Genomic DNA, 16,433 nt, shown 5'->3' with positions numbered 1-16,433 from the left:
CCGCAGTTCGGGCTTGTCAGAGCTTCTCGATAGGCTGAGGCCGAAACGATGCCGGGGGCAGGCGCGGCGCCGTACGCAAGGAGGACCCAGGAAGATGGCAGCCAACTCGGAGTCGATGACTCCGCGGGCCAAGCTGGCCGTGACGGCCGGCAAGGCAGCGGCCGCGGTGTCGCGCGCGGCGGGACGCGGCAGCGGTTCGGTGATCGGCGGCAAGGTCGCGCTCAGGCTCGACCCCGAGCTGCTCGGACGGCTCGCCCAGCACCTGGACGTGGTGCTCGTCTCCGCCACGAACGGCAAGACGACGACCACGCGTCTGATCGCCGAGGCCCTGCGCGCCAGCGGCCCCGTCGTCTCCAACGCGCTGGGCGCGAACATGCCGGCGGGCATCACCTCCGCGCTGGCCGGCGGCTCGGACGCGAAGTTCGGTGTCATCGAGGTCGACGAGAAGTACCTCGCCGGCGTCGCCCGTGACACGGACCCCAAGGCGATCGCGCTGCTCAACCTCTCGCGCGACCAGCTCGACCGCGCCGCCGAGACCCGCATGCTCGCCGAGAAGTGGCGCGAGGGCCTGGCCGGCTCGAAGTCCATCGTGATCGCGAACGCCGACGACCCGCTCATCGTGTGGGCCGCCTCCTCCTCGCCGAACGTGGTGTGGGTCGCCGCGGGCCAGGAGTGGAAGGACGACGCCTGGTCCTGCCCGGCGTGCGGCGGCGTGATGCAGCGCCCCGGCGACGACTGGTTCTGCGGCGAGTGCGGCTTCCGCCGCCCGACCGCGAGCTGGGCGCTGCAGGGCGACTACGTCCTGGACCCGCACGGCTCCGCCTGGCCGATCCACCTCCAGCTGCCGGGCCGCGCCAACAAGGCGAACGCGGCCACCTCGGCCGCCGTCGCCGCCTGCTTCGGCGTGCCGCCGCAGGTCGCCCTGGAGCGCATGTACCAGGTGCAGGCCGTGGCCGGCCGCTACGACGTCGTGCAGTTCCAGAACCGGGACCTGCGCCTGCTGCTCGCCAAGAACCCCGCGGGCTGGCTCGAAACGTTCACTCTGATCGACCCGCCGCCGACCCCGGTGATCCTTTCGGTGAACGCGCGCGGTGCGGACGGCACCGACACCTCCTGGCTGTGGGACGTCGACTACACGCGGCTCGCCGGGCACCCGATCTGCGTGATCGGCGACCGCAAGCTCGACCTGGCGGTCCGGCTCGAGGTCGCCGGCCTGGAGTTCCGGGTCTGCGAGACGCTCGACGAGGCGGTGCAGATCTCCCCGCCCGGACGCATCGAGCTGATCGCCAACTACACCGCCTTCCAGGACGTCCGCCGCCGCGTGGGCAACTGACCCGAGCCATACGACCAGGAAGCCTCTTAAGGATCATGAGCATGAGCGACAGCAGCCTGCGTCTCGTGTGGGTCTACCCCGACCTGCTGAGCACCTACGGCGACCAGGGCAACGCGCTGGTGGTGGAGCGCCGCGCGCGTCAGCGCCGCCTCCAGGTCGAGCGCTACGACGTGCGCAGCGACCAGCCGGTGCCCACCTCCGGCGACATCTACCTGATCGGCGGCGGCGAGGACCGGCCGCAGCGCCTGGCGGCGGAGCGGCTGCGCCGCGACGGCGGCCTCCAGCGCGCGGTGGGCAACGGGGCGATCGTGTTCTCCGTGTGCGCCGGCTACCAGATCCTCGGCCACGAGTTCATCAACGACCTCGGTGAGCGCGAGCCCGGTCTCGGCCTGCTCGACGTCATCTCGACGCGCGGCGAGGGCGAGCGGTGCGTCGGTGACGTACTGGCCGACATCGACCCGCAGTTGGGCCTGCCGCCGCTGACCGGGTTCGAGAACCACCAGGGCATCACGCACCTCGGCCCCTCGGCGCGCCCGTTCGCCCGCACCCGCCTCGGCAAGGGCAACGGCACCGGTGACGGCACCGAAGGCGCCTTCAACGACACGGTGTTCGGCACGTACATGCACGGCCCCGTGCTGGCCCGTAACCCGCTGATCGCCGACCTGCTCCTGAAGCTGGCGCTCGATGTGAACGCGCTGCCTCCGGTCGACGACCGCTGGTACGACGCGCTGCGCGACGAGCGGATCGCTGCCGCGACCGCCCAGCCCGCCTGATCCTTTTCGCGGACCCTTCGGGGCGCTCTCGCGCCCATATGAGCGGGCGTGTCCAGCTGGCGGACGCCCCTTACGGACGGCCCCCCGTGCGCCGATAAGGTACGGGGGATCCAGCCGGACGACGTGGTCCGGTCATCGGCCCACGTTTGCAAAGGTATTCCGGGCTTATGCGTATTGGTGTCCTCACCTCAGGCGGCGACTGTCCCGGCCTCAACGCGGTGATCCGCTCGGTCGTGCACCGTGCCGTCGTCGACCACGGCGACGAGGTCATCGGCTTCCACGACGGGTGGAAGGGCCTGCTCGAATGCGACTACCGCAAGCTGGACCTGGACGCGGTGGGCGGCATCCTCGCCCGCGGCGGCACCATCCTCGGCTCCTCCCGCGTACAGCCCGCGCATCTGCGCGACGGCGTCGAGCGGGCCAAGGGGCACGTCGCCGATCTCGGTCTTGACGCGATCATCCCGATCGGCGGCGAGGGCACGCTCAAGGCGGCCCGGCTGCTGTCCGACGGCGGACTGCCCATCGTCGGCGTCCCGAAGACGATCGACAACGACATCGCCGTCACGGACGTGACGTTCGGCTTCGACACCGCCGTGGGCGTGGCGACCGAGGCCCTCGACCGGCTGAAGACCACCGCCGAGTCGCATCAGCGCGTGCTGATCGTCGAGGTCATGGGCCGGCACACCGGCTGGATCGCGCTGCACTCGGGCATGGCCGCCGGCGCGCACGCCATCGTCGTGCCGGAGCGGCCGTTCGACATCGAGGAGCTGGCCGCGAAGGTCGGCGAGCGGTTCGAGGCCGGCAAGAAGTTCGCCATCGTCGTCGCCGCGGAGGGCGCCAAGCCCCGCGCCGGATCGATGGCGTTCGACGAGGGCGTCAAGGACATGTACGGCCACGAGCGCTTCGCCGGGATCGCCCGTCAGCTCTCCATCGAGCTGGAGCAGCGCCTCGGCAAGGAGGCGCGTCCGGTGATCCTCGGGCACGTCCAGCGCGGCGGCACCCCCACCGCGTACGACCGGGTGCTCGCGACGCGGTTCGGCTGGCACGCCGTCGAGGCGGTGCACCGCGGCGAGTTCGGCAAGATGACCGCCCTGCGCGGCACCGACATCGTGATGGTGTCGCTCGCGGAGGCCGTGCGAACGCTGAAGACCGTGCCCGAGGAGCGGTACGCGGAAGCCGAGTGCGTGCTTTAACAGCCTTTTGCTGAGAACTGCCCCCGGCCGCAGCTGCGGCCGGGGGCAGTTCTACTCTGGTGGCGCACAATCCGTACGAAACGAGCAACAGGAGCCGTCGGATGGATCACAGCGGGCACGGCATGAACATGGATCTGCCGCCGTTCACGCTGGGGCGGGGCCTGGAATGGTCGGCCGACCCCTTCTTCCTCGTGGGCTGCCTCCTCGCGCTCGCCCTGTACGGCTGGGGTGTCGTGCGGCTCGCCCGGCGCGGTGACTCCTGGCCCGTCTCGCGGACCGTCTTCTTCGTCGTGGGCGTGCTGACCATCGGTCTCGTGATGTGCACCAAGCTGAACGACTACGGGATGGTCATGTTCAGCGTGCACATGGTGCAGCACATGGTCATCAGCATGCTGTCGCCGATCCTGCTGCTCATGGGCGCGCCGATCACGCTCGCGCTGCGGGCGCTGCCGGTGGCGGCCAAGCGCGGCAACAAGGGGCCGCGCGAGCTGCTTCTGATGCTGCTGCACAGCCGCTACATGCGGATCATCACGCACCCCGCGTTCACGATCCCGCTGTTCATCGCCAGCCTGTATGCGCTCTATTTCACGCCGTTGTTCGACTTCCTGATGGGGTCGAAGGTCGGGCATCTCGCGATGATGCTGCACTTCCTCGCCGTGGGCCTGGTGTTCTTCTGGCCGATCATGGGTGTCGACCCGGGGCCGCACCGCCCCGGCTATGTGATGCGGATGCTGGAGCTGTTCGCGGGCATGCCGTTCCACGCGTTCTTCGGCATCGCGCTGATGATGGCGAGCACCACCATGGTCGGTACGTTCGACAATCCGCCGGCCTCCCTGGGCATCGATCCGCTCGCCGACCAGACGGCCGCCGGCGGTATCGCCTGGGCGTTCAGCGAGGTCCCGTCGGTCCTGGTGCTGCTCGCGCTGCTGTTCCAGTGGAAGAAGTCGGACGACCGGCAGGCACGGCGCAAGGACCGCGCGGCGGACCGGGACGGCGACCAGGAGCTGGCCGCGTACAACGCGTATCTGGCCTCCCTGAACGCGCGCGGGCAGTAGCGCCACCGCCCCCTCACGGGTGACTATGGCCTTCTGGCCGCGGCTTCGGGCGCCGCACACCGCACGTACGCCGTCCTGGCTGCCGGGAGGAGGGTGCGTGATGCCCGGATCCACGAAGACGATGGGTGTGTTCACCGTCGGCGGTCTGGTGGCCGTGACCGCGTACACGGTGGCGCTCGGCAGCAACGGCTGGCTGTGGTTCGGCTGGGTCGTGCTCGGCCTGATCACCGTGGCGATGGTGGCGTCCAGGAGCGCCTGAGCCGAGGGCCCCGCGGGATCAGAAGCGGAAGACGTGGCCCGTCGCGGCGTCCATCGTGCAGGCGTTGGCGTACGTCTTGTGCCAGGCGATCACCTTTCCGCGGTGCGTGCAGGTGGCGCCCACCGTGACGGGGGCGAACTCCTTGGTGCACACCCGGTCGGTGCCCTCCAGCGCGTCGAGGTCGCCGCCCGCCGCGTCCAGCTCGGCGCAGGCCGCGCCGGCGTACGGGTGGTGCCCCGACGGCTCGGGCGCGCAGCGCAGCAGCACGCCCCGGATCCAGGTGTTCTCGTCGCCGGAGACCGTGAGGAGCAGGCCGCGCTGCGGCGTCGGGTCGCTCGCCGCGTGGGCGGGAGCGGCGACGGCGACGGCGAGGGACAGGAGCGCGGCTGCGGCGAGGGGCAGGGAACGCATGGCGTGGGCCTCCGGTGCTGGACGTCGGGGATGCAACAGGCCACCGCCCGTCGCCGCCGCTGCCAAGCGGACGCGCCGCGCGGGCTCCGGACAGGGCCCGATCGGGCTCTCGCGTCCGCGCCGACGATTGACTACTGTGCGCACGCACCTGGTCCACGTACGGCGCGCGGGGGAAGGCGACCGGAATGTTCTACCGACTGCTCAAGTACGTGATTCTCGGGCCGCTGCTGCGGCTGATGTTCCGGCCCAGGATCGAGGGTCTGGAGCACATCCCCGACACGGGGGCCGCGATCGTCGCGGGCAACCATCTGTCGTTCTCCGACCATTTCCTGATGCCCGCGATCATCAAGCGCCGCATCACGTTCCTGGCGAAGGCGGAGTACTTCACCGGGCCCGGCGTCAAGGGCCGGCTGACCGCGGCGTTCTTCCGCAGCGCCGGTCAGATCCCCGTCGACCGCTCGGGCAAGGAGGCGGGGCAGGCGGCGATCCGGGAGGGGCTCGGGGTGCTGCGCCGCGGGGAGCTGCTCGGCATCTACCCGGAGGGCACGCGCTCGCACGACGGCCGCCTGTACAAGGGCAAGGTCGGCGTCGCCGCCATGGCCCTGAAGGCGCAGGTGCCGGTGATCCCGTGCGCGATGATCGGCACGTTCGAGGCGCAGCCGCCGGGCCAGAAGATCCCCCACATGCGGCGCGTGACGATCCGCTTCGGCCGCCCGCTGGACTTCTCGCGGTACGCGGGGATGGACGGCGAGAAGGCCATCCTGCGAGCCGTCACGGACGAGATCATGTACGCGATTCTCGAACTGTCCGGTCAGGAGTACGTCGACAAGTACGCGGCGCTGGTCAAGGCGGAGGCCGAGGAGGCCAGGGCCCGGAAGTTCCCGCGGCTGCCGCTCAGCTGACGTCCTCTGCGCAGAGCAGAAAACGCTGTGCCGCCGTCCATGATCGACATACCGTCCGGGCATGAAGACGGCATTGGTGATAGGCGCGGCAGGACAGATCGGGCGGCCCGCGGTACGGGCGCTCGCGGAGGACGGCTGGGCGGTGACCGCGGTCTCGCGGCGCGGCACCCGGGACGAGGCCTGGCCGGACGAGGTACGCACGGCACGCCTCGACCGGGACGCGGAGGACGCCGGCGCGGCGCTCGGCGCACTGGTCGGCGACGGCGTCGACCTCGTCGTGGACATGGTGGCGTTCCAGCGGCGGCACGGGCAGCAGCTCGCGGACCTCGCCGGACGCGTCGGCTCCGCCGTCGTGATCTCCAGCGGCGCGATCTACGAGGACGAGCGCGGCCGCAGCTTCGACACGCAGGGCGAGCCGGACGGCTGGCCGCGCTACGCGGGGCCGGTGCGGGAGAGCGACCCGACGGTCGCGCCGGGCGACAGCACGTACGGGACCCGGAAGGTCCGGTTGGAGCGGGATCTGCTGGCGCTCGGCGAGAAGCTGCCGACGACGCTGCTGCGCGCCGCCGCCGTCCACGGCCGGCACTGCCGCACGCCGCGGGAGCTGTACTTCGTGAAGCGGAACCTGGACGGCCGGCGTCGGCGCGTTCTCGCGTACAAGGGCGAGAGCCGGTTCCACCCGGTGAGCGTGCGGAACCTGGCGGAGCTGGTGCGCCTCTCGGCGGCGCGGCCCGGCTCGCGGGTGCTGAACGCGGCGGACCCCGACTGCCCCACGGTCGCCGAGATCGGCGCGATGGTCGACGGGCTGATGGGGGTCGAGACGCAGACGGTGCTGGTCGACGGGCCGCCGCCGGCCGAGACGGTCGGGGACACCCCGTGGTCGCTGCCGCACCCGTTCGTGTTCGACATGTCCGCGGCCGAGCGTGAGGTGGGCTACCGGCCGCTGACCACGTACGCGGACGCCCTGCCGGAGACGGTGAGCTGGCTGACCGAGCGGCTGCGGGAGCAGGACTGGACCGAGGGCTTCCCGACCATGGTGGCGAACTACACGACCGGCCTGTTCGACTACGCGGCCGAGGACGCCTGGCTGGCCGCACAGCAGTGAGCCGGGCCCCCAGGGGCCCGGCTCACGCTCACCTCACGGCAGGACTTACGGCTTGGGCGTGGCGTGCGGTGCGCACGTCACGTCCTTGCTGTCGGTCGCGCCGGTGAGCAGGTACGTGTCGACCCGGTCGTTGATGCAGGGGTTGGTCAGACCGGTGACACCGTGCGAGCCCGCGTCCTTCTCGGTGATCAGGCGGGAGCCCTTGAAGCGCTTGTGCAGCTCGACGGCGCCCTCGTACGGGGTGGCGGCGTCGCGCTCGGACTGCACGATGAGGACGGACGGCAGGCCCTTGCCCGTCTTCACGTCGAGCGGGGTCTGCTGCTTGGTCTTCCACGTGGCGCAGGGCAGGTTCATCCACGCGTTGGCCCACGTCATGAACGGGTAGTCCTTGTGGAGCGCGGTGTTGTCCTTGTCCCACTTGGACCAGCTGGTCGGCCACTTGGCGTCGGCGCACTCGACGGCGGTGTAGACCGCGTTGCCGTTCTCCGACGAGGCGTTGCCCGCGGTGTCCGACATGTCGGGGGCGGCCGCGTCGACCAGCGCCTGCGTGTCACCGGCGACGTAGGCGCTCCACACCTTGGCGACCGGCACCCACGACGAGTCGTAGTACGGCGCGCTCTGGAAGAACCCGATGAGCTCGGCCGGGCCGACGACCCCGCCGATGGGGCTCTTCTTCGCGGCGGCGCGCAGGGTCAGCCACTGCTCCTGCACCTTGGCGCGCGTGTCGCCGAGGTGGAAGGTGGCGTCGTTCTTGGCGACCCAGTCCTGCCAGTCCTTCCAGCGGCCCTCGAACGCGATGTCCTGGTTCAGGTTGGCCTGGTACCAGATGTTGTCCTTGGCCGGGTTGACGACACTGTCCACGATCATGCGGCGGACGTGGCCCGGGAAGAGCGTGCCGTAGACGGCGCCCAGGTAGGTGCCGTAGGAGACGCCCAGGTAGTTGAGCTTCTTCTCGCCGAGCGCGGCCCGGATGACATCGAGGTCGCGCGCGGTGTTCGGCGTCGTCATGTGCGGCAGCATCTCGCCGCTGCGCTCGTAACAGCCGTCCGCGTACTCCTTGGCGAGCTTGCGCTGGGCAAGCTTGTCCGCCTCGGTGTCCGGGACCGGGTCGGCCTTGGGCGCCTTGACGTACTCCTGCGGGTCGATGCAGGAGATCGGCGTGGAGTGGCCGACGCCGCGGGGGTCGAAGCCGACGAAGTCGTAGGCCTTCGAGGTCTTCGTCCACAGCGGGTTCTTGTTGGTCACGCGCGTCGGGAAGCGCATGCCGGACCCGCCGGGGCCGCCCGGGTTGTAGACGAGCGCGCCCTGGCGCTCGTCCTTGGTGCCGGTGCTGGCGATGCGGTCGACGGCGAGCTTGATCTGCTTGCCGTACGGCTTCGCGTAATCGAGCGGCACGGTGACGTAACCGCACTGGATGGGCTTGGCGATGCCCCAGTCAGCGGGGCAGTCCGCCCAGTCGATGCCGGCCTTGGCGGCCTTGGCCGCGGCGATGGCGGCACCCTGCGCCTCACGGTTCTGGGTGCTGCTGCCGTTCTTCTGCGAATCGGCGTTGGCGGCGGGGGCGACGACCGCTCCCGTTATCAGCGCCGCCGCGGCGAACGCGCCCGCGGAACCGATCACCACCTTCCGGCTGCCGCGACTCGTCTGTCGAGTCCGTCTCAAGTGAGGCCTCCCGCACGTCGGTTCGAGCGTTAAGCCGATCGCGTGAACGATCGGATACGCGGATCCTGTCGTGTGCGGGGTCCCTGACAACAGAGATGACAGACGTTCTTTACCAATCCGATAAACGGTATAACTCGTCCCGGTGAGCGGTTCAGACCAGTTGGCGCAGCGCCGCGTCCAGTGTGCGGCGCAGCCGCAGCGCGTCGGGCGCGACCGCGGTGACCAGCACGGCCGGTCCGGCGAGCGGGGTCAGCGCGGCGGTACCGGCCTCGTCGAGGACGGCCGCGGACGGTCTGTCCGTCTCGAACTCCGGACGTACGACGACGAGTTGACCCAGCGCACGGTGCCCGGCCAGGACGGCGGGGCCGTCCCAGCCGCCGGGCGCGCCGGGGCCGCACGCCAGCTCCTGGTCGAGCAGCGGACGCCCGTCGAGGTACACGGTCAGGCGGCTCGTGAGCCGGCCCGGCTGTTCGCCGACGCGGCCGAGCACCTGCTCCTCGCGCAGCACGAGGCGGGCGCCGGGTGCGACTTCGGCGCGGGTCGTGACCCGCAGGTCGCTGCCGCCCGCGGAGATCAGCTGCTCGGGCAGCCAGTCCAGGCGGGCGCCCTCGGCGACGCGGATCCGTACGTCGTAGCGCGCCTCGCCCTCGGCCTGGCCGGGCAGTGCGAGGGTCGCCGCGACGGAGCCCAGGTGCAGATGGGCGCCCGGGTCGACGTCGGCCTCCACAGTGAAGTGGTCGCCGCCGAGCGGGCCGCTCATCGCGCCGACGAGCAGGACACGGGCCTCGGGGGCGGTGGCGGCCCGGGTGCGGCGCAGCGCGAGCGAGCCCTCGCTCTCAAGGACCGGGAGCGCCGTGCCGCCGCGTCCGTCGCCGCGCGCCGCGACGCGGGCGGTGGAGCGCACACCGGCCCGCGCTCCCCCGACGCTCATACGGTCCACGCGGCAAGCTGCTGCCGCACCCACGCGGCGACGTCGGCGACGCCCGTCCCGGAGCGCAACGACTGGAGGACGACCGGGAGTTCGGCCCGCGCGTCCTTGGCGTCGGCCGCCATCCGGGCCAGGTCGGAGCCGACGTACGGGGCCAGGTCGGTCTTGTTGATGACGAGCAGGTCGGCGGTGGTGACGCCGGGACCGCCCTTGCGCGGGATGTCGTCGCCGCCCGCGACGTCGATGACGAAGACCTGGGCGTCGACGAGGCCCTTGGAGAAGGTGGCGGTGAGGTTGTCGCCGCCGGACTCGACGAGGATCAGGTCCAGCGGGCCCACGGCGTCCTCCAGGTCCTCCACGGCTTCGAGGTTGGCGGAGATGTCGTCGCGGATCGCGGTGTGCGGGCACGCACCGGTCTCCACGGCGGTGATCCGCTCGGGCGGCAGGACGGCCTCGCGCAGCAGGAACTCGGCGTCCTCGCGCGTGTAGATGTCGTTGGTGACGACGGCCAGGGACAGCTCGTCGCGCAGGGCGCGGCACAGCGCGGCGACGGTCGCGGTCTTGCCGGACCCGACAGGACCGCCGAGCCCGATGCGCAGGGCGCGGCGTGCGCCGTCGGGGCGGTGGGCGTCGGCGGAGACGGCGGACGCCTCGTCGTGGGAGTGGTCGAGGTGCATGGTTCTACGGCTCCAGTCTCAAAGGTGGGTGGGGCGCGGCGCTACGAAGCGAACAGCCGCACGGGCCACGCGGCATGCGCCTCCGCGCCGATCTCCAGGAGCGGCGCGGACCCGGCGGGCAACGCGTCCACCCCGTCGTCGAGCGCCCGTCCCGCCGCGTCCACGGCGTCGGCGACGACCCGGTCGACCTCGGGCGCGAGCCGCGCCAAGGCACCGGTCGCGTCGAACGGGTCGAGGCTCAGCAGGCGTACGACGGCCGTCGCGGGCCCGCTGATGCCCTCGTACGCCGAGCAGTACGCGGCGTCCTCGGGCCCGAGCCCGGCCGCGCGGGCGGCGAGGCCGAGCACGACCGGCTGGTGCGCCCCCTTGGGGAACTGCCGGGCCAGGGCGTCGAGTTCGGGGTGCGGCCAGGTGGCGCGGGCGGCGCGCATCAGCTGCCGGCCGAGCTTGCGGGCGGCGACCCGCAGCGCCGCGGAGGGGGTGCGGGCGTCGGCGGCCGCATCCAGCGCGACGGGGTCGACGCCGAGGGCGGCCGCGGCGGCGAGGGCGGCGGAGACGGCTCCGCTGGTGTGCAGGCGGCCGCGGCAGAACTCCTCCAGGCTCGCCGCGCCGGTGATGCGTCCCGCCTTGACGGCGGCCTCGGCCCCGCCGGAGTGGGCGTGCCCTCCGGCGGGGAAGCGGCCGTCGGCCAGGACGAGCAGGGCTGCGCGGGTCATGACGTACGCACGCAGCCGCTCAGAAGAGGAAGTACCGCTGGGCGAGCGGCAGTTCGGCGGCGGGGGCGGGTTCGACGAGTTCGCCGTCGATGGTCACGGCGAACGAGTCGGGGGCGACCTCGACGCGCGGCAGGGTGTCGTTGTTGACCATGTCGGCCTTGCCCCGGCCCCGCGTGGAGCGGATCGGCACGAAGGAACGCGCGAGGCCGAGCCGCTCCACCAGGCCGTCCTCGATCGCCGTCTCCGTCACGAAGTTGAACGAGTTGGCGGCGGGCGCCTTCCCGTACGCGCCGAACATCGGGCGCGGCATGACCGGCTGCGGGGTGGGGATGGAGGCGTTGGCGTCGCCCATCTGCGCGTAGGCGATCTGCCCGCCCTTGAGGACGACCTGCGGCTTCACGCCGAAGAACTTCGGGTCCCACAGGACCAGGTCGGCCAGCTTGCCGGTCTCGACCGAGCCGACCTCGTGCTCGATGCCCTGGGCGATCGCCGCGTTGATCGTGTACTTGGCGACGTAGCGGCGGGCGCGGGCGTTGTCGGCGCGGGTGTCTCCGGGCAGGAAGCCGCGGCGGCGCTTCATCACGTGCGCGGTCTGCCAGGTCCGCATGATGACCTCGCCGATGCGGCCCATGGCCTGCGAGTCGGACGACATGATCGAGATGGCGCCCATGTCGTGCAGGATGTCCTCGGCCGCGATGGTGGTGGGCCGGATGCGGGACTCGGCGAACGCGAGGTCCTCGGGGACCGCGGGGTTCAAGTGGTGACAGACCATCAGCATGTCGAGGTGCTCCTCGACGGTGTTGACGGTGTGCGGCCGGGTCGGGTTGGTGGACGACGGCAGCATGTTCGGCAGCTGCACGGCCGTGATCATGTCGGGTGCGTGGCCGCCGCCCGCGCCCTCGACGTGGAAGGCGTGCAGGGTGCGCCCGCCGACGGCGTCGAAGGTGTCCTGGACGAATCCGGCTTCGTTCAACGTGTCGGAGTGCACGGCGAGTTGGGCGCCCGACTCCTCGCACACGTCGAGGCAGGCGGAGATGACGGCCGGGGTCGCCCCCCAGTCCTCGTGGATCTTGAAGCCGCAGACGCCGGCGCGCAGCTGGTCGCGCATGGACGCCTTCGACATGGTGTTGCCCTTGCCGAGGAATCCGATGTTGACCGGGCTGTTCTCCATCGCCTCGAACATCCGGGCAAGGTGCCAGGAGCCGGGGGTGATGGTGGTGGCCTTGGAGCCTTCGGCCGGGCCGGTGCCGCCGCCGACGAGCGTCGTGACGCCCGAGGCGAGGGCCTCGTCGACGATGGTCGGCGAGATGAAGTGGATGTGGGTGTCGATGCCGCCGGCGGTGACGATCTTCCCGTTGCCCGCGAGGATCTCGGTCTCGGGGCCGATCACGAGGTCGGGGTGCACGCCGTCCATGGTGTCCGGGTTGCCGGACTTGCCGACGGCGGTGATCCGGCCGTCGCGTATGCCGATGTCGGCCTTGACGACGCCCCAGTGATCGATGATCAGGGCGCCGGTGATGACGGTGTCCGGGGTGCCCTCGGCGCGGGTGGCGCGCGACTGGCCCATCGACTCGCGGATGACCTTGCCGCCGCCGAAGACGGACTCGTCGCCGGAGAGGCCGGGCCCGCCGGAGCGGTCCTCCTCGATCTCGACGAACAGGTCGGTGTCGGCGAGGCGGACGCGGTCACCGGTGGTGGGGCCGAACAGATCGGCGTAGGCGGGGCGGGACAGCTCAGGCATCGAGGGCACCTCCGGTCTCGCCGCGCAGGCCGGGGACGATCCGGGCTCCTGCGAGGGGAACGAGTTCGACGTCGACGGGGATGCCGGGCTCGAAGCGGACGGCCGTGCCGGCGGCGATGTTGAGCCGCAGGCCGCGAGCGGCGGCGCGGTCGAAGTCGAGGCCGGGGTTGGCCTCGGCGAAGTGGTAGTGGGATCCGACCTGGATGGGGCGGTCGGCGGCGTTGAGCACGGTCAGGGCGGTGACCTCACGGCCCTCGTTGTAGCTGACCGGGCCCTCGGCGAAGAGGATCTCTCCGGGAATCATGGCTGCCGCTCCCCCGTCAGACGATCGGCTCGTGGACGGTGACGAGCTTGGTGCCGTCCGGGAAGGTGGCTTCGACCTGGACGTCGTGGATCATCTCGGGGATGCCTTCCATGACGTCGTCGCGGGTGAGCAACTTCCGCCCGGAGGACATGAGTTCGGCGACGGTGCGGCCGTCGCGGGCACCTTCGAGGACGTGCGAGGTGATCAGCGCGATCGCCTCGGGGTGATTGAGCTTCAGACCCCTGGCCCGACGCTTCTCGGCCACGTCGGCGGCCACATGGATGAGCAGTCTCTCCTGCTCGTGCGGGGTCAGCTGCACGGTCCCACCTCACAGTCCTTCGCTCCGGGCCGTGCGGGGCCCGACTGCCGCGGCCACCGCGACGGGTATAGATGTAACACACAAGGAACGCATGCGATCTTGCGCACCCCGGCTACGAAAACCCCTGGTGACGTGCAGCGCAGGCTAGTTGGGCGGAGTTTCAACGAGGTTAACCGTCGCTTGACCGCCTCCTTGCCGTCAGCTGACCTCCCCCATACTCATCAGGCCGCGCAGCCCGCTCTGGAGGTTCTCCACGGGGAGCTCACCGAAGAGAGCCTGCTGGGCCGCGAACCCCTGCACGGCCGCGATCATCGTCCGGGCGACGTCCTCGGGATCCACATCGGCCCGCATCGCCCCGGCCGCCTGGTACTCCTGGACGATCCCCACCCAGACGCCGCGCACCTTCGCGTACCCCTCCCTGAGCACGACGGACAGCCCTTCGTTGCGCAGCGTCTCCGTCCAGACCTGCACCATCAGGCGCGGGAAGTAGGACTCGCCGTCGACCTGGAGCCCGGGCCGTCCGGCGAACATCCGCCGCACCACCATGCCCACGAGTTCATACGGGGGCGGCAGCGGCGCCTCCTTGCCTGCCGCCTCGAAGGCGGCCCTGACGTCGTCGAGCACCTCGGTGACGATCGCCTGGATCAGCTCGTCCTTGCCGCGGAAGTACCGGTAGACCGCGCCCGCGGAGAGGTCCACCTCCTTCAGCACGTCCTGCATCGACGTGGCGTGGAAGCCGTTGCGGGCGAAGCAGAGCGCGGCGCCGTCCAGGATCTGGCGGCGACGGGCGTCGAGGTGTTCTTGGGATACGCGGGCCATGCCCTTCAAAGTAAAACGAACATTCATTCTTGACAAGGCGCCGCGTCGGCGGGACAGTGTCGGCATCTCGTAAAACGAACGATCCTTCTTTTTGATCCGCGAGCCATCTCGCCGGACGCAGAACACCTGGAGGACCCGATGTCCGCCCCGTCCGCCACCCCGCCCCTCACCGCACCCCGTCACGGCGCAAAGCTGCTCGCCGTCGCCCTCGTCGTCCCCCTGCTCGCCGCGCTCGCCCTCTGGGCGTTCGCCTGGCCGACCGCCCGCACGGCGCCCCGCGATCTACCACTCGGCGTCGCGGGTCCGGCGGCCGCCGCGGGTCCGGTGGAGCGTCGACTCAGCGCGCGGGACGGTGCGTTCGAGGTGCATCGGTACGCCGACGAGGCCGCCGCCCGCGCCGCGATCGAGGACCGGACCGTATACGGAGCGGTGGTGGCGGGGCCCGACGGGCCGAAGCTGCTGACCGCGTCGGCGGCGGGTCCCGTGGTGGCGCAGCTGCTGCAACAGGCCGTCGCGGCGCAGGCGCCGGCGGGCGTGAAAGTGCCGACGGTCGACGTGGTGCCGGCCCCGGCGGCGGATCCGCGGGGGGCCGCGCTGAGTTCGAGCGTGCTGCCGCTGGCGATCGCCGGGGTGGCGGGCGGCTCGATCGTCACACTGACGCGGCTGCGCGGCACCGGGGCGGCCCTCGCCCTGCTGGCCGCCTCGGCCGTCGTGGGTCTCGCGGCGACGGCTCTCGCCGACAGCTGGCTCGGCGTGCTGACGGGCAACTGGTGGGCGGAAGCAGGGGTGTTGGGCCTGTCGACACTGGCGGTGGGTGCGACGGTCGCCGGGCTCGCGGCACTCGCAGGCCCTGCGGGCATCGGCGTGGCCGCACTGGTCGTGGTGCTGCTCGGCAACCCGTTCTCCGGGGTGGCGTCGGCGCCGCAGCTGCTGCCCGAACCGGTGGGCGTCATCGGCCAGTTGCTGCCGCCGGGCGCCGGGGGTTCCCTGCTGCGCTCGGTCGCCTACTTCGACGGGGCGCAGGCCGTGCGACCGGCGCTGACGCTCGCCGCGTGGGCGGTGCTCGGCCTCCTCGCCGTCCTGGCCGGCGGCCTTCGGGCCCGCCGCGCGACGGACCCCGCACCGGCACCGGCCCCGACGCGCACGCCACAGCCCGTGAGCTGAGCGCGCGCACCACGGACCGGCCGTGCACCCCCGCTGTAGCGGACGGGGGTGCGCGGCCTTTCGCGTGGCCGGGTCAGCGCACCTCGGGGCCGCGGTGTTCGGCGGCGATGCCGAACCTCTGGCGTTCGCCGGGAGCGGATCGCAGGGGGCCGACGGAGGTGACGGAGCTGATCACGGGGGCGTCCGCAGGGGCGTCGGCCTGCTCCCCGAGCGCGTCGAGTCGCTCCAGGTCAGCGGCCGAGACAAGGCCGACGAGCGGCTTGCCGTGGCGGGTGACGACGACGCGCTCGCCGCCGTACACCACGCGGTTGATCAGGTCGGCGAGCTCAGCCCTGGCTTGCGTCACCGGAATCTCGTAGGCCATGCTCACCATCGTACGTCATGTACGTCCTGTACATTTTTTACGGAGACTGCATCACCCGAGGAGGAGCCATGAACCGCCCGTCCGGCCGCTACGTCCTGCCCGAGTTCACGGAACGCACCACGTCGGGGCAGCGCACGCTCGACCCCTACTCGAAGCTGCTGGAGGAGCGCATCGTCTTTCTCGGGACCCCCATCGACGACACGTCGGCGAACGACGTGATGGCCCAGTTCATGCACCTCGAGTACACGGCGCCCGACCAGCCGATCTCGCTGTACATCAACTCCCCCGGCGGCTCGTTCAGCGCGATGACGGCCGTCTACGACACGATGCGGTACGTCAGTTGCGAGGTGGAGACGACGTGCCTGGGGCAGGCCGCGTCGGTCGCCGCGGTGCTGCTCGCGGCCGGGACGCCGGGCAAGCGGATGATGCTGCCGGGCTCGCGCGTGGTCCTGGACCAGCCCGCACTGCCCGAGCCGGCCCAGGGCCAGCCCACCGACCTGGAGATCTACGCGCGCGAAATGGCGCGGATGCGCGACCAGTTGGAGGATCTGCTGGCGCTGCACTCGGGCCGGACCAAGGCGCAGATCAGCGCGGACATCGAACGCGACACCGTGCTGACCGCTGAACAGAGCCGGGAGTTCGGCCTCGTGGACCACGTCCTGGCGAGCCGCAAGACGTCGCTCGGCACCCAGGATCCGAGGTGACGTG

Annotated in this window: 19 protein-coding genes; 9 read left to right on the top strand and 10 right to left on the bottom strand. The window is 71.4% G+C overall.

The features are described 5' to 3' along the window. Positions 1 to 94 precede the first annotated feature (94 nt). From AB0L37_RS17635 to AB0L37_RS17615, 5 genes are all read left to right on the top strand, one after another. Positions 95 to 1,333, top strand: a complete 1,239-nt coding sequence (locus AB0L37_RS17635; protein WP_365505501.1) for a MurT ligase domain-containing protein — start codon at positions 95 to 97, stop codon at positions 1,331 to 1,333. A 41-nt stretch (positions 1,334 to 1,374) separates the two neighbouring features. Next, entirely contained in the window at positions 1,375 to 2,106 is a 732-nt protein-coding gene (locus AB0L37_RS17630; RefSeq protein ID WP_365505498.1) for a glutamine amidotransferase, read from the top strand. A 167-nt stretch (positions 2,107 to 2,273) separates the two neighbouring features. Further along, positions 2,274 to 3,299, top strand: a complete 1,026-nt coding sequence (locus AB0L37_RS17625) for a 6-phosphofructokinase (RefSeq protein WP_365505495.1) — start codon at positions 2,274 to 2,276, stop codon at positions 3,297 to 3,299. Positions 3,300 to 3,400: 101 nt separating this feature from the next. Then, the gene (locus AB0L37_RS17620; protein WP_365505492.1) at positions 3,401 to 4,354 is read left to right on the top strand and encodes a cytochrome c oxidase assembly protein; all 954 of its coding nucleotides are present in this window, start codon (positions 3,401 to 3,403) and stop codon (positions 4,352 to 4,354) included. A gap of 100 nt (positions 4,355 to 4,454) precedes the next feature. Continuing rightward, the gene (locus tag AB0L37_RS17615; protein WP_324768595.1) at positions 4,455 to 4,613 is read left to right on the top strand and encodes a hypothetical protein; all 159 of its coding nucleotides are present in this window, start codon (positions 4,455 to 4,457) and stop codon (positions 4,611 to 4,613) included. Positions 4,614 to 4,631: 18 nt separating this feature from the next. Here the strand turns inward: AB0L37_RS17615 and AB0L37_RS17610 are convergent, their stop codons facing one another. After that, positions 4,632 to 5,024, bottom strand: coding sequence for an SSI family serine proteinase inhibitor (locus AB0L37_RS17610; protein WP_365505490.1), 393 nt, complete (start codon positions 5,022 to 5,024; stop codon positions 4,632 to 4,634). 185 nt (positions 5,025 to 5,209) lie between these two features. Here AB0L37_RS17610 and AB0L37_RS17605 point away from each other — a divergent pair, with 185 nt between their 5' ends. Continuing rightward, positions 5,210 to 5,926 (top strand): lysophospholipid acyltransferase family protein, encoded by a 717-nt coding sequence (locus tag AB0L37_RS17605; RefSeq protein ID WP_365505488.1) that lies wholly within the window; start codon positions 5,210 to 5,212, stop codon positions 5,924 to 5,926. Positions 5,927 to 5,987: 61 nt separating this feature from the next. Continuing rightward, positions 5,988 to 7,031: an NAD(P)-dependent oxidoreductase gene (locus AB0L37_RS17600; RefSeq protein ID WP_365505485.1), complete on the top strand. Its 1,044-nt coding sequence runs from the start codon at positions 5,988 to 5,990 to the stop codon at positions 7,029 to 7,031. Between the two features lie 45 nt (positions 7,032 to 7,076). Here AB0L37_RS17600 and AB0L37_RS17595 read toward each other — a convergent pair whose 3' ends face one another. From AB0L37_RS17595 to AB0L37_RS17560, 8 genes are all read right to left on the bottom strand, one after another. Continuing rightward, positions 7,077 to 8,654: an alpha/beta hydrolase gene (locus AB0L37_RS17595; protein WP_365505483.1), complete on the bottom strand. Its 1,578-nt coding sequence runs from the start codon at positions 8,652 to 8,654 to the stop codon at positions 7,077 to 7,079. Positions 8,655 to 8,844: 190 nt separating this feature from the next. Beyond that, positions 8,845 to 9,624 (bottom strand): urease accessory protein UreD, encoded by a 780-nt coding sequence (locus AB0L37_RS17590; protein ID WP_365505662.1) that lies wholly within the window; start codon positions 9,622 to 9,624, stop codon positions 8,845 to 8,847. After that, positions 9,621 to 10,298 (bottom strand): urease accessory protein UreG, encoded by a 678-nt coding sequence (gene ureG, locus AB0L37_RS17585; RefSeq protein WP_365505480.1) that lies wholly within the window; start codon positions 10,296 to 10,298, stop codon positions 9,621 to 9,623. Before ureG ends, AB0L37_RS17590 begins: the two co-directional genes overlap by 4 nt. Before the next feature lie 41 nt (positions 10,299 to 10,339). Beyond that, complete coding sequence (locus AB0L37_RS17580) at positions 10,340 to 11,014, bottom strand: urease accessory UreF family protein (RefSeq protein ID WP_365505477.1); 675 nt, start codon at positions 11,012 to 11,014, stop codon at positions 10,340 to 10,342. 19 nt (positions 11,015 to 11,033) lie between these two features. Further along, complete coding sequence (locus AB0L37_RS17575; RefSeq protein WP_365505474.1) at positions 11,034 to 12,755, bottom strand: urease subunit alpha; 1,722 nt, start codon at positions 12,753 to 12,755, stop codon at positions 11,034 to 11,036. Then, the gene (locus AB0L37_RS17570; RefSeq protein WP_365505472.1) at positions 12,748 to 13,059 is read right to left on the bottom strand and encodes an urease subunit beta; all 312 of its coding nucleotides are present in this window, start codon (positions 13,057 to 13,059) and stop codon (positions 12,748 to 12,750) included. Before AB0L37_RS17570 ends, AB0L37_RS17575 begins: the two co-directional genes overlap by 8 nt. A gap of 16 nt (positions 13,060 to 13,075) precedes the next feature. Beyond that, positions 13,076 to 13,378: an urease subunit gamma gene (locus tag AB0L37_RS17565; RefSeq protein ID WP_365505469.1), complete on the bottom strand. Its 303-nt coding sequence runs from the start codon at positions 13,376 to 13,378 to the stop codon at positions 13,076 to 13,078. Between the two features lie 198 nt (positions 13,379 to 13,576). After that, on the bottom strand, positions 13,577 to 14,197 hold the full coding sequence (locus AB0L37_RS17560; RefSeq protein WP_365505466.1) for a TetR/AcrR family transcriptional regulator: 621 nt from the start codon (positions 14,195 to 14,197) through the stop codon (positions 13,577 to 13,579). Between the two features lie 138 nt (positions 14,198 to 14,335). Here AB0L37_RS17560 and AB0L37_RS17555 point away from each other — a divergent pair, with 138 nt between their 5' ends. After that, on the top strand, positions 14,336 to 15,361 hold the full coding sequence (locus AB0L37_RS17555) for an ABC transporter permease (protein WP_365505463.1): 1,026 nt from the start codon (positions 14,336 to 14,338) through the stop codon (positions 15,359 to 15,361). A gap of 73 nt (positions 15,362 to 15,434) precedes the next feature. Here the strand turns inward: AB0L37_RS17555 and AB0L37_RS17550 are convergent, their stop codons facing one another. Further along, positions 15,435 to 15,725 carry a type II toxin-antitoxin system Phd/YefM family antitoxin gene (locus AB0L37_RS17550; protein WP_365505461.1) on the bottom strand — a complete coding sequence of 97 codons (291 nt, stop codon included), beginning with the start codon at positions 15,723 to 15,725 and terminating at the stop codon, positions 15,435 to 15,437. A 68-nt stretch (positions 15,726 to 15,793) separates the two neighbouring features. Here AB0L37_RS17550 and AB0L37_RS17545 point away from each other — a divergent pair, with 68 nt between their 5' ends. Beyond that, the gene (locus AB0L37_RS17545; protein ID WP_365505458.1) at positions 15,794 to 16,429 is read left to right on the top strand and encodes an ATP-dependent Clp protease proteolytic subunit; all 636 of its coding nucleotides are present in this window, start codon (positions 15,794 to 15,796) and stop codon (positions 16,427 to 16,429) included. The last annotated feature ends 4 nt before the right edge of the window (positions 16,430 to 16,433 follow it).

It is taken from the genome of Streptomyces sp. NPDC052225 (assembly GCF_040679615.1).
Taxonomy (GTDB): domain Bacteria; phylum Actinomycetota; class Actinomycetes; order Streptomycetales; family Streptomycetaceae; genus Streptomyces.
The sequence above is the reverse complement of the archived record's forward strand: the minus strand, read 5'-3'. Positions and strand labels throughout refer to the sequence as shown.

Bases quoted from the DNA above. Each gene is read 5' to 3' on its own strand.
- AB0L37_RS17635 (WP_365505501.1), top strand. From the start codon at position 95: ATGGCAGCCAACTCGGAGTCGATGACTCCGCGGGCCAAGCTGGCCGTG.
- AB0L37_RS17630 (WP_365505498.1), top strand. From the start codon at position 1,375: ATGAGCGACAGCAGCCTGCGTCTCGTGTGGGTCTACCCCGACCTGCTG.
- AB0L37_RS17625 (WP_365505495.1), top strand. From the start codon at position 2,274: ATGCGTATTGGTGTCCTCACCTCAGGCGGCGACTGTCCCGGCCTCAAC.
- AB0L37_RS17620 (WP_365505492.1), top strand. From the start codon at position 3,401: ATGGATCACAGCGGGCACGGCATGAACATGGATCTGCCGCCGTTCACG.
- AB0L37_RS17615 (WP_324768595.1), top strand. From the start codon at position 4,455: ATGCCCGGATCCACGAAGACGATGGGTGTGTTCACCGTCGGCGGTCTG.
- AB0L37_RS17610 (WP_365505490.1), bottom strand. From the start codon at position 5,024: ATGCGTTCCCTGCCCCTCGCCGCAGCCGCGCTCCTGTCCCTCGCCGTC.
- AB0L37_RS17605 (WP_365505488.1), top strand. From the start codon at position 5,210: ATGTTCTACCGACTGCTCAAGTACGTGATTCTCGGGCCGCTGCTGCGG.
- AB0L37_RS17600 (WP_365505485.1), top strand. From the start codon at position 5,988: ATGAAGACGGCATTGGTGATAGGCGCGGCAGGACAGATCGGGCGGCCC.
- AB0L37_RS17590 (WP_365505662.1), bottom strand. From the start codon at position 9,624: ATGAGCGTCGGGGGAGCGCGGGCCGGTGTGCGCTCCACCGCCCGCGTC.
- ureG (WP_365505480.1), bottom strand. From the start codon at position 10,298: ATGCACCTCGACCACTCCCACGACGAGGCGTCCGCCGTCTCCGCCGAC.
- AB0L37_RS17580 (WP_365505477.1), bottom strand. From the start codon at position 11,014: ATGACCCGCGCAGCCCTGCTCGTCCTGGCCGACGGCCGCTTCCCCGCC.
- AB0L37_RS17575 (WP_365505474.1), bottom strand. From the start codon at position 12,755: ATGCCTGAGCTGTCCCGCCCCGCCTACGCCGATCTGTTCGGCCCCACC.
- AB0L37_RS17570 (WP_365505472.1), bottom strand. From the start codon at position 13,059: ATGATTCCCGGAGAGATCCTCTTCGCCGAGGGCCCGGTCAGCTACAAC.
- AB0L37_RS17560 (WP_365505466.1), bottom strand. From the start codon at position 14,197: ATGGCCCGCGTATCCCAAGAACACCTCGACGCCCGTCGCCGCCAGATC.
- AB0L37_RS17555 (WP_365505463.1), top strand. From the start codon at position 14,336: ATGTCCGCCCCGTCCGCCACCCCGCCCCTCACCGCACCCCGTCACGGC.
- AB0L37_RS17550 (WP_365505461.1), bottom strand. From the start codon at position 15,725: ATGGCCTACGAGATTCCGGTGACGCAAGCCAGGGCTGAGCTCGCCGAC.
- AB0L37_RS17545 (WP_365505458.1), top strand. From the start codon at position 15,794: ATGAACCGCCCGTCCGGCCGCTACGTCCTGCCCGAGTTCACGGAACGC.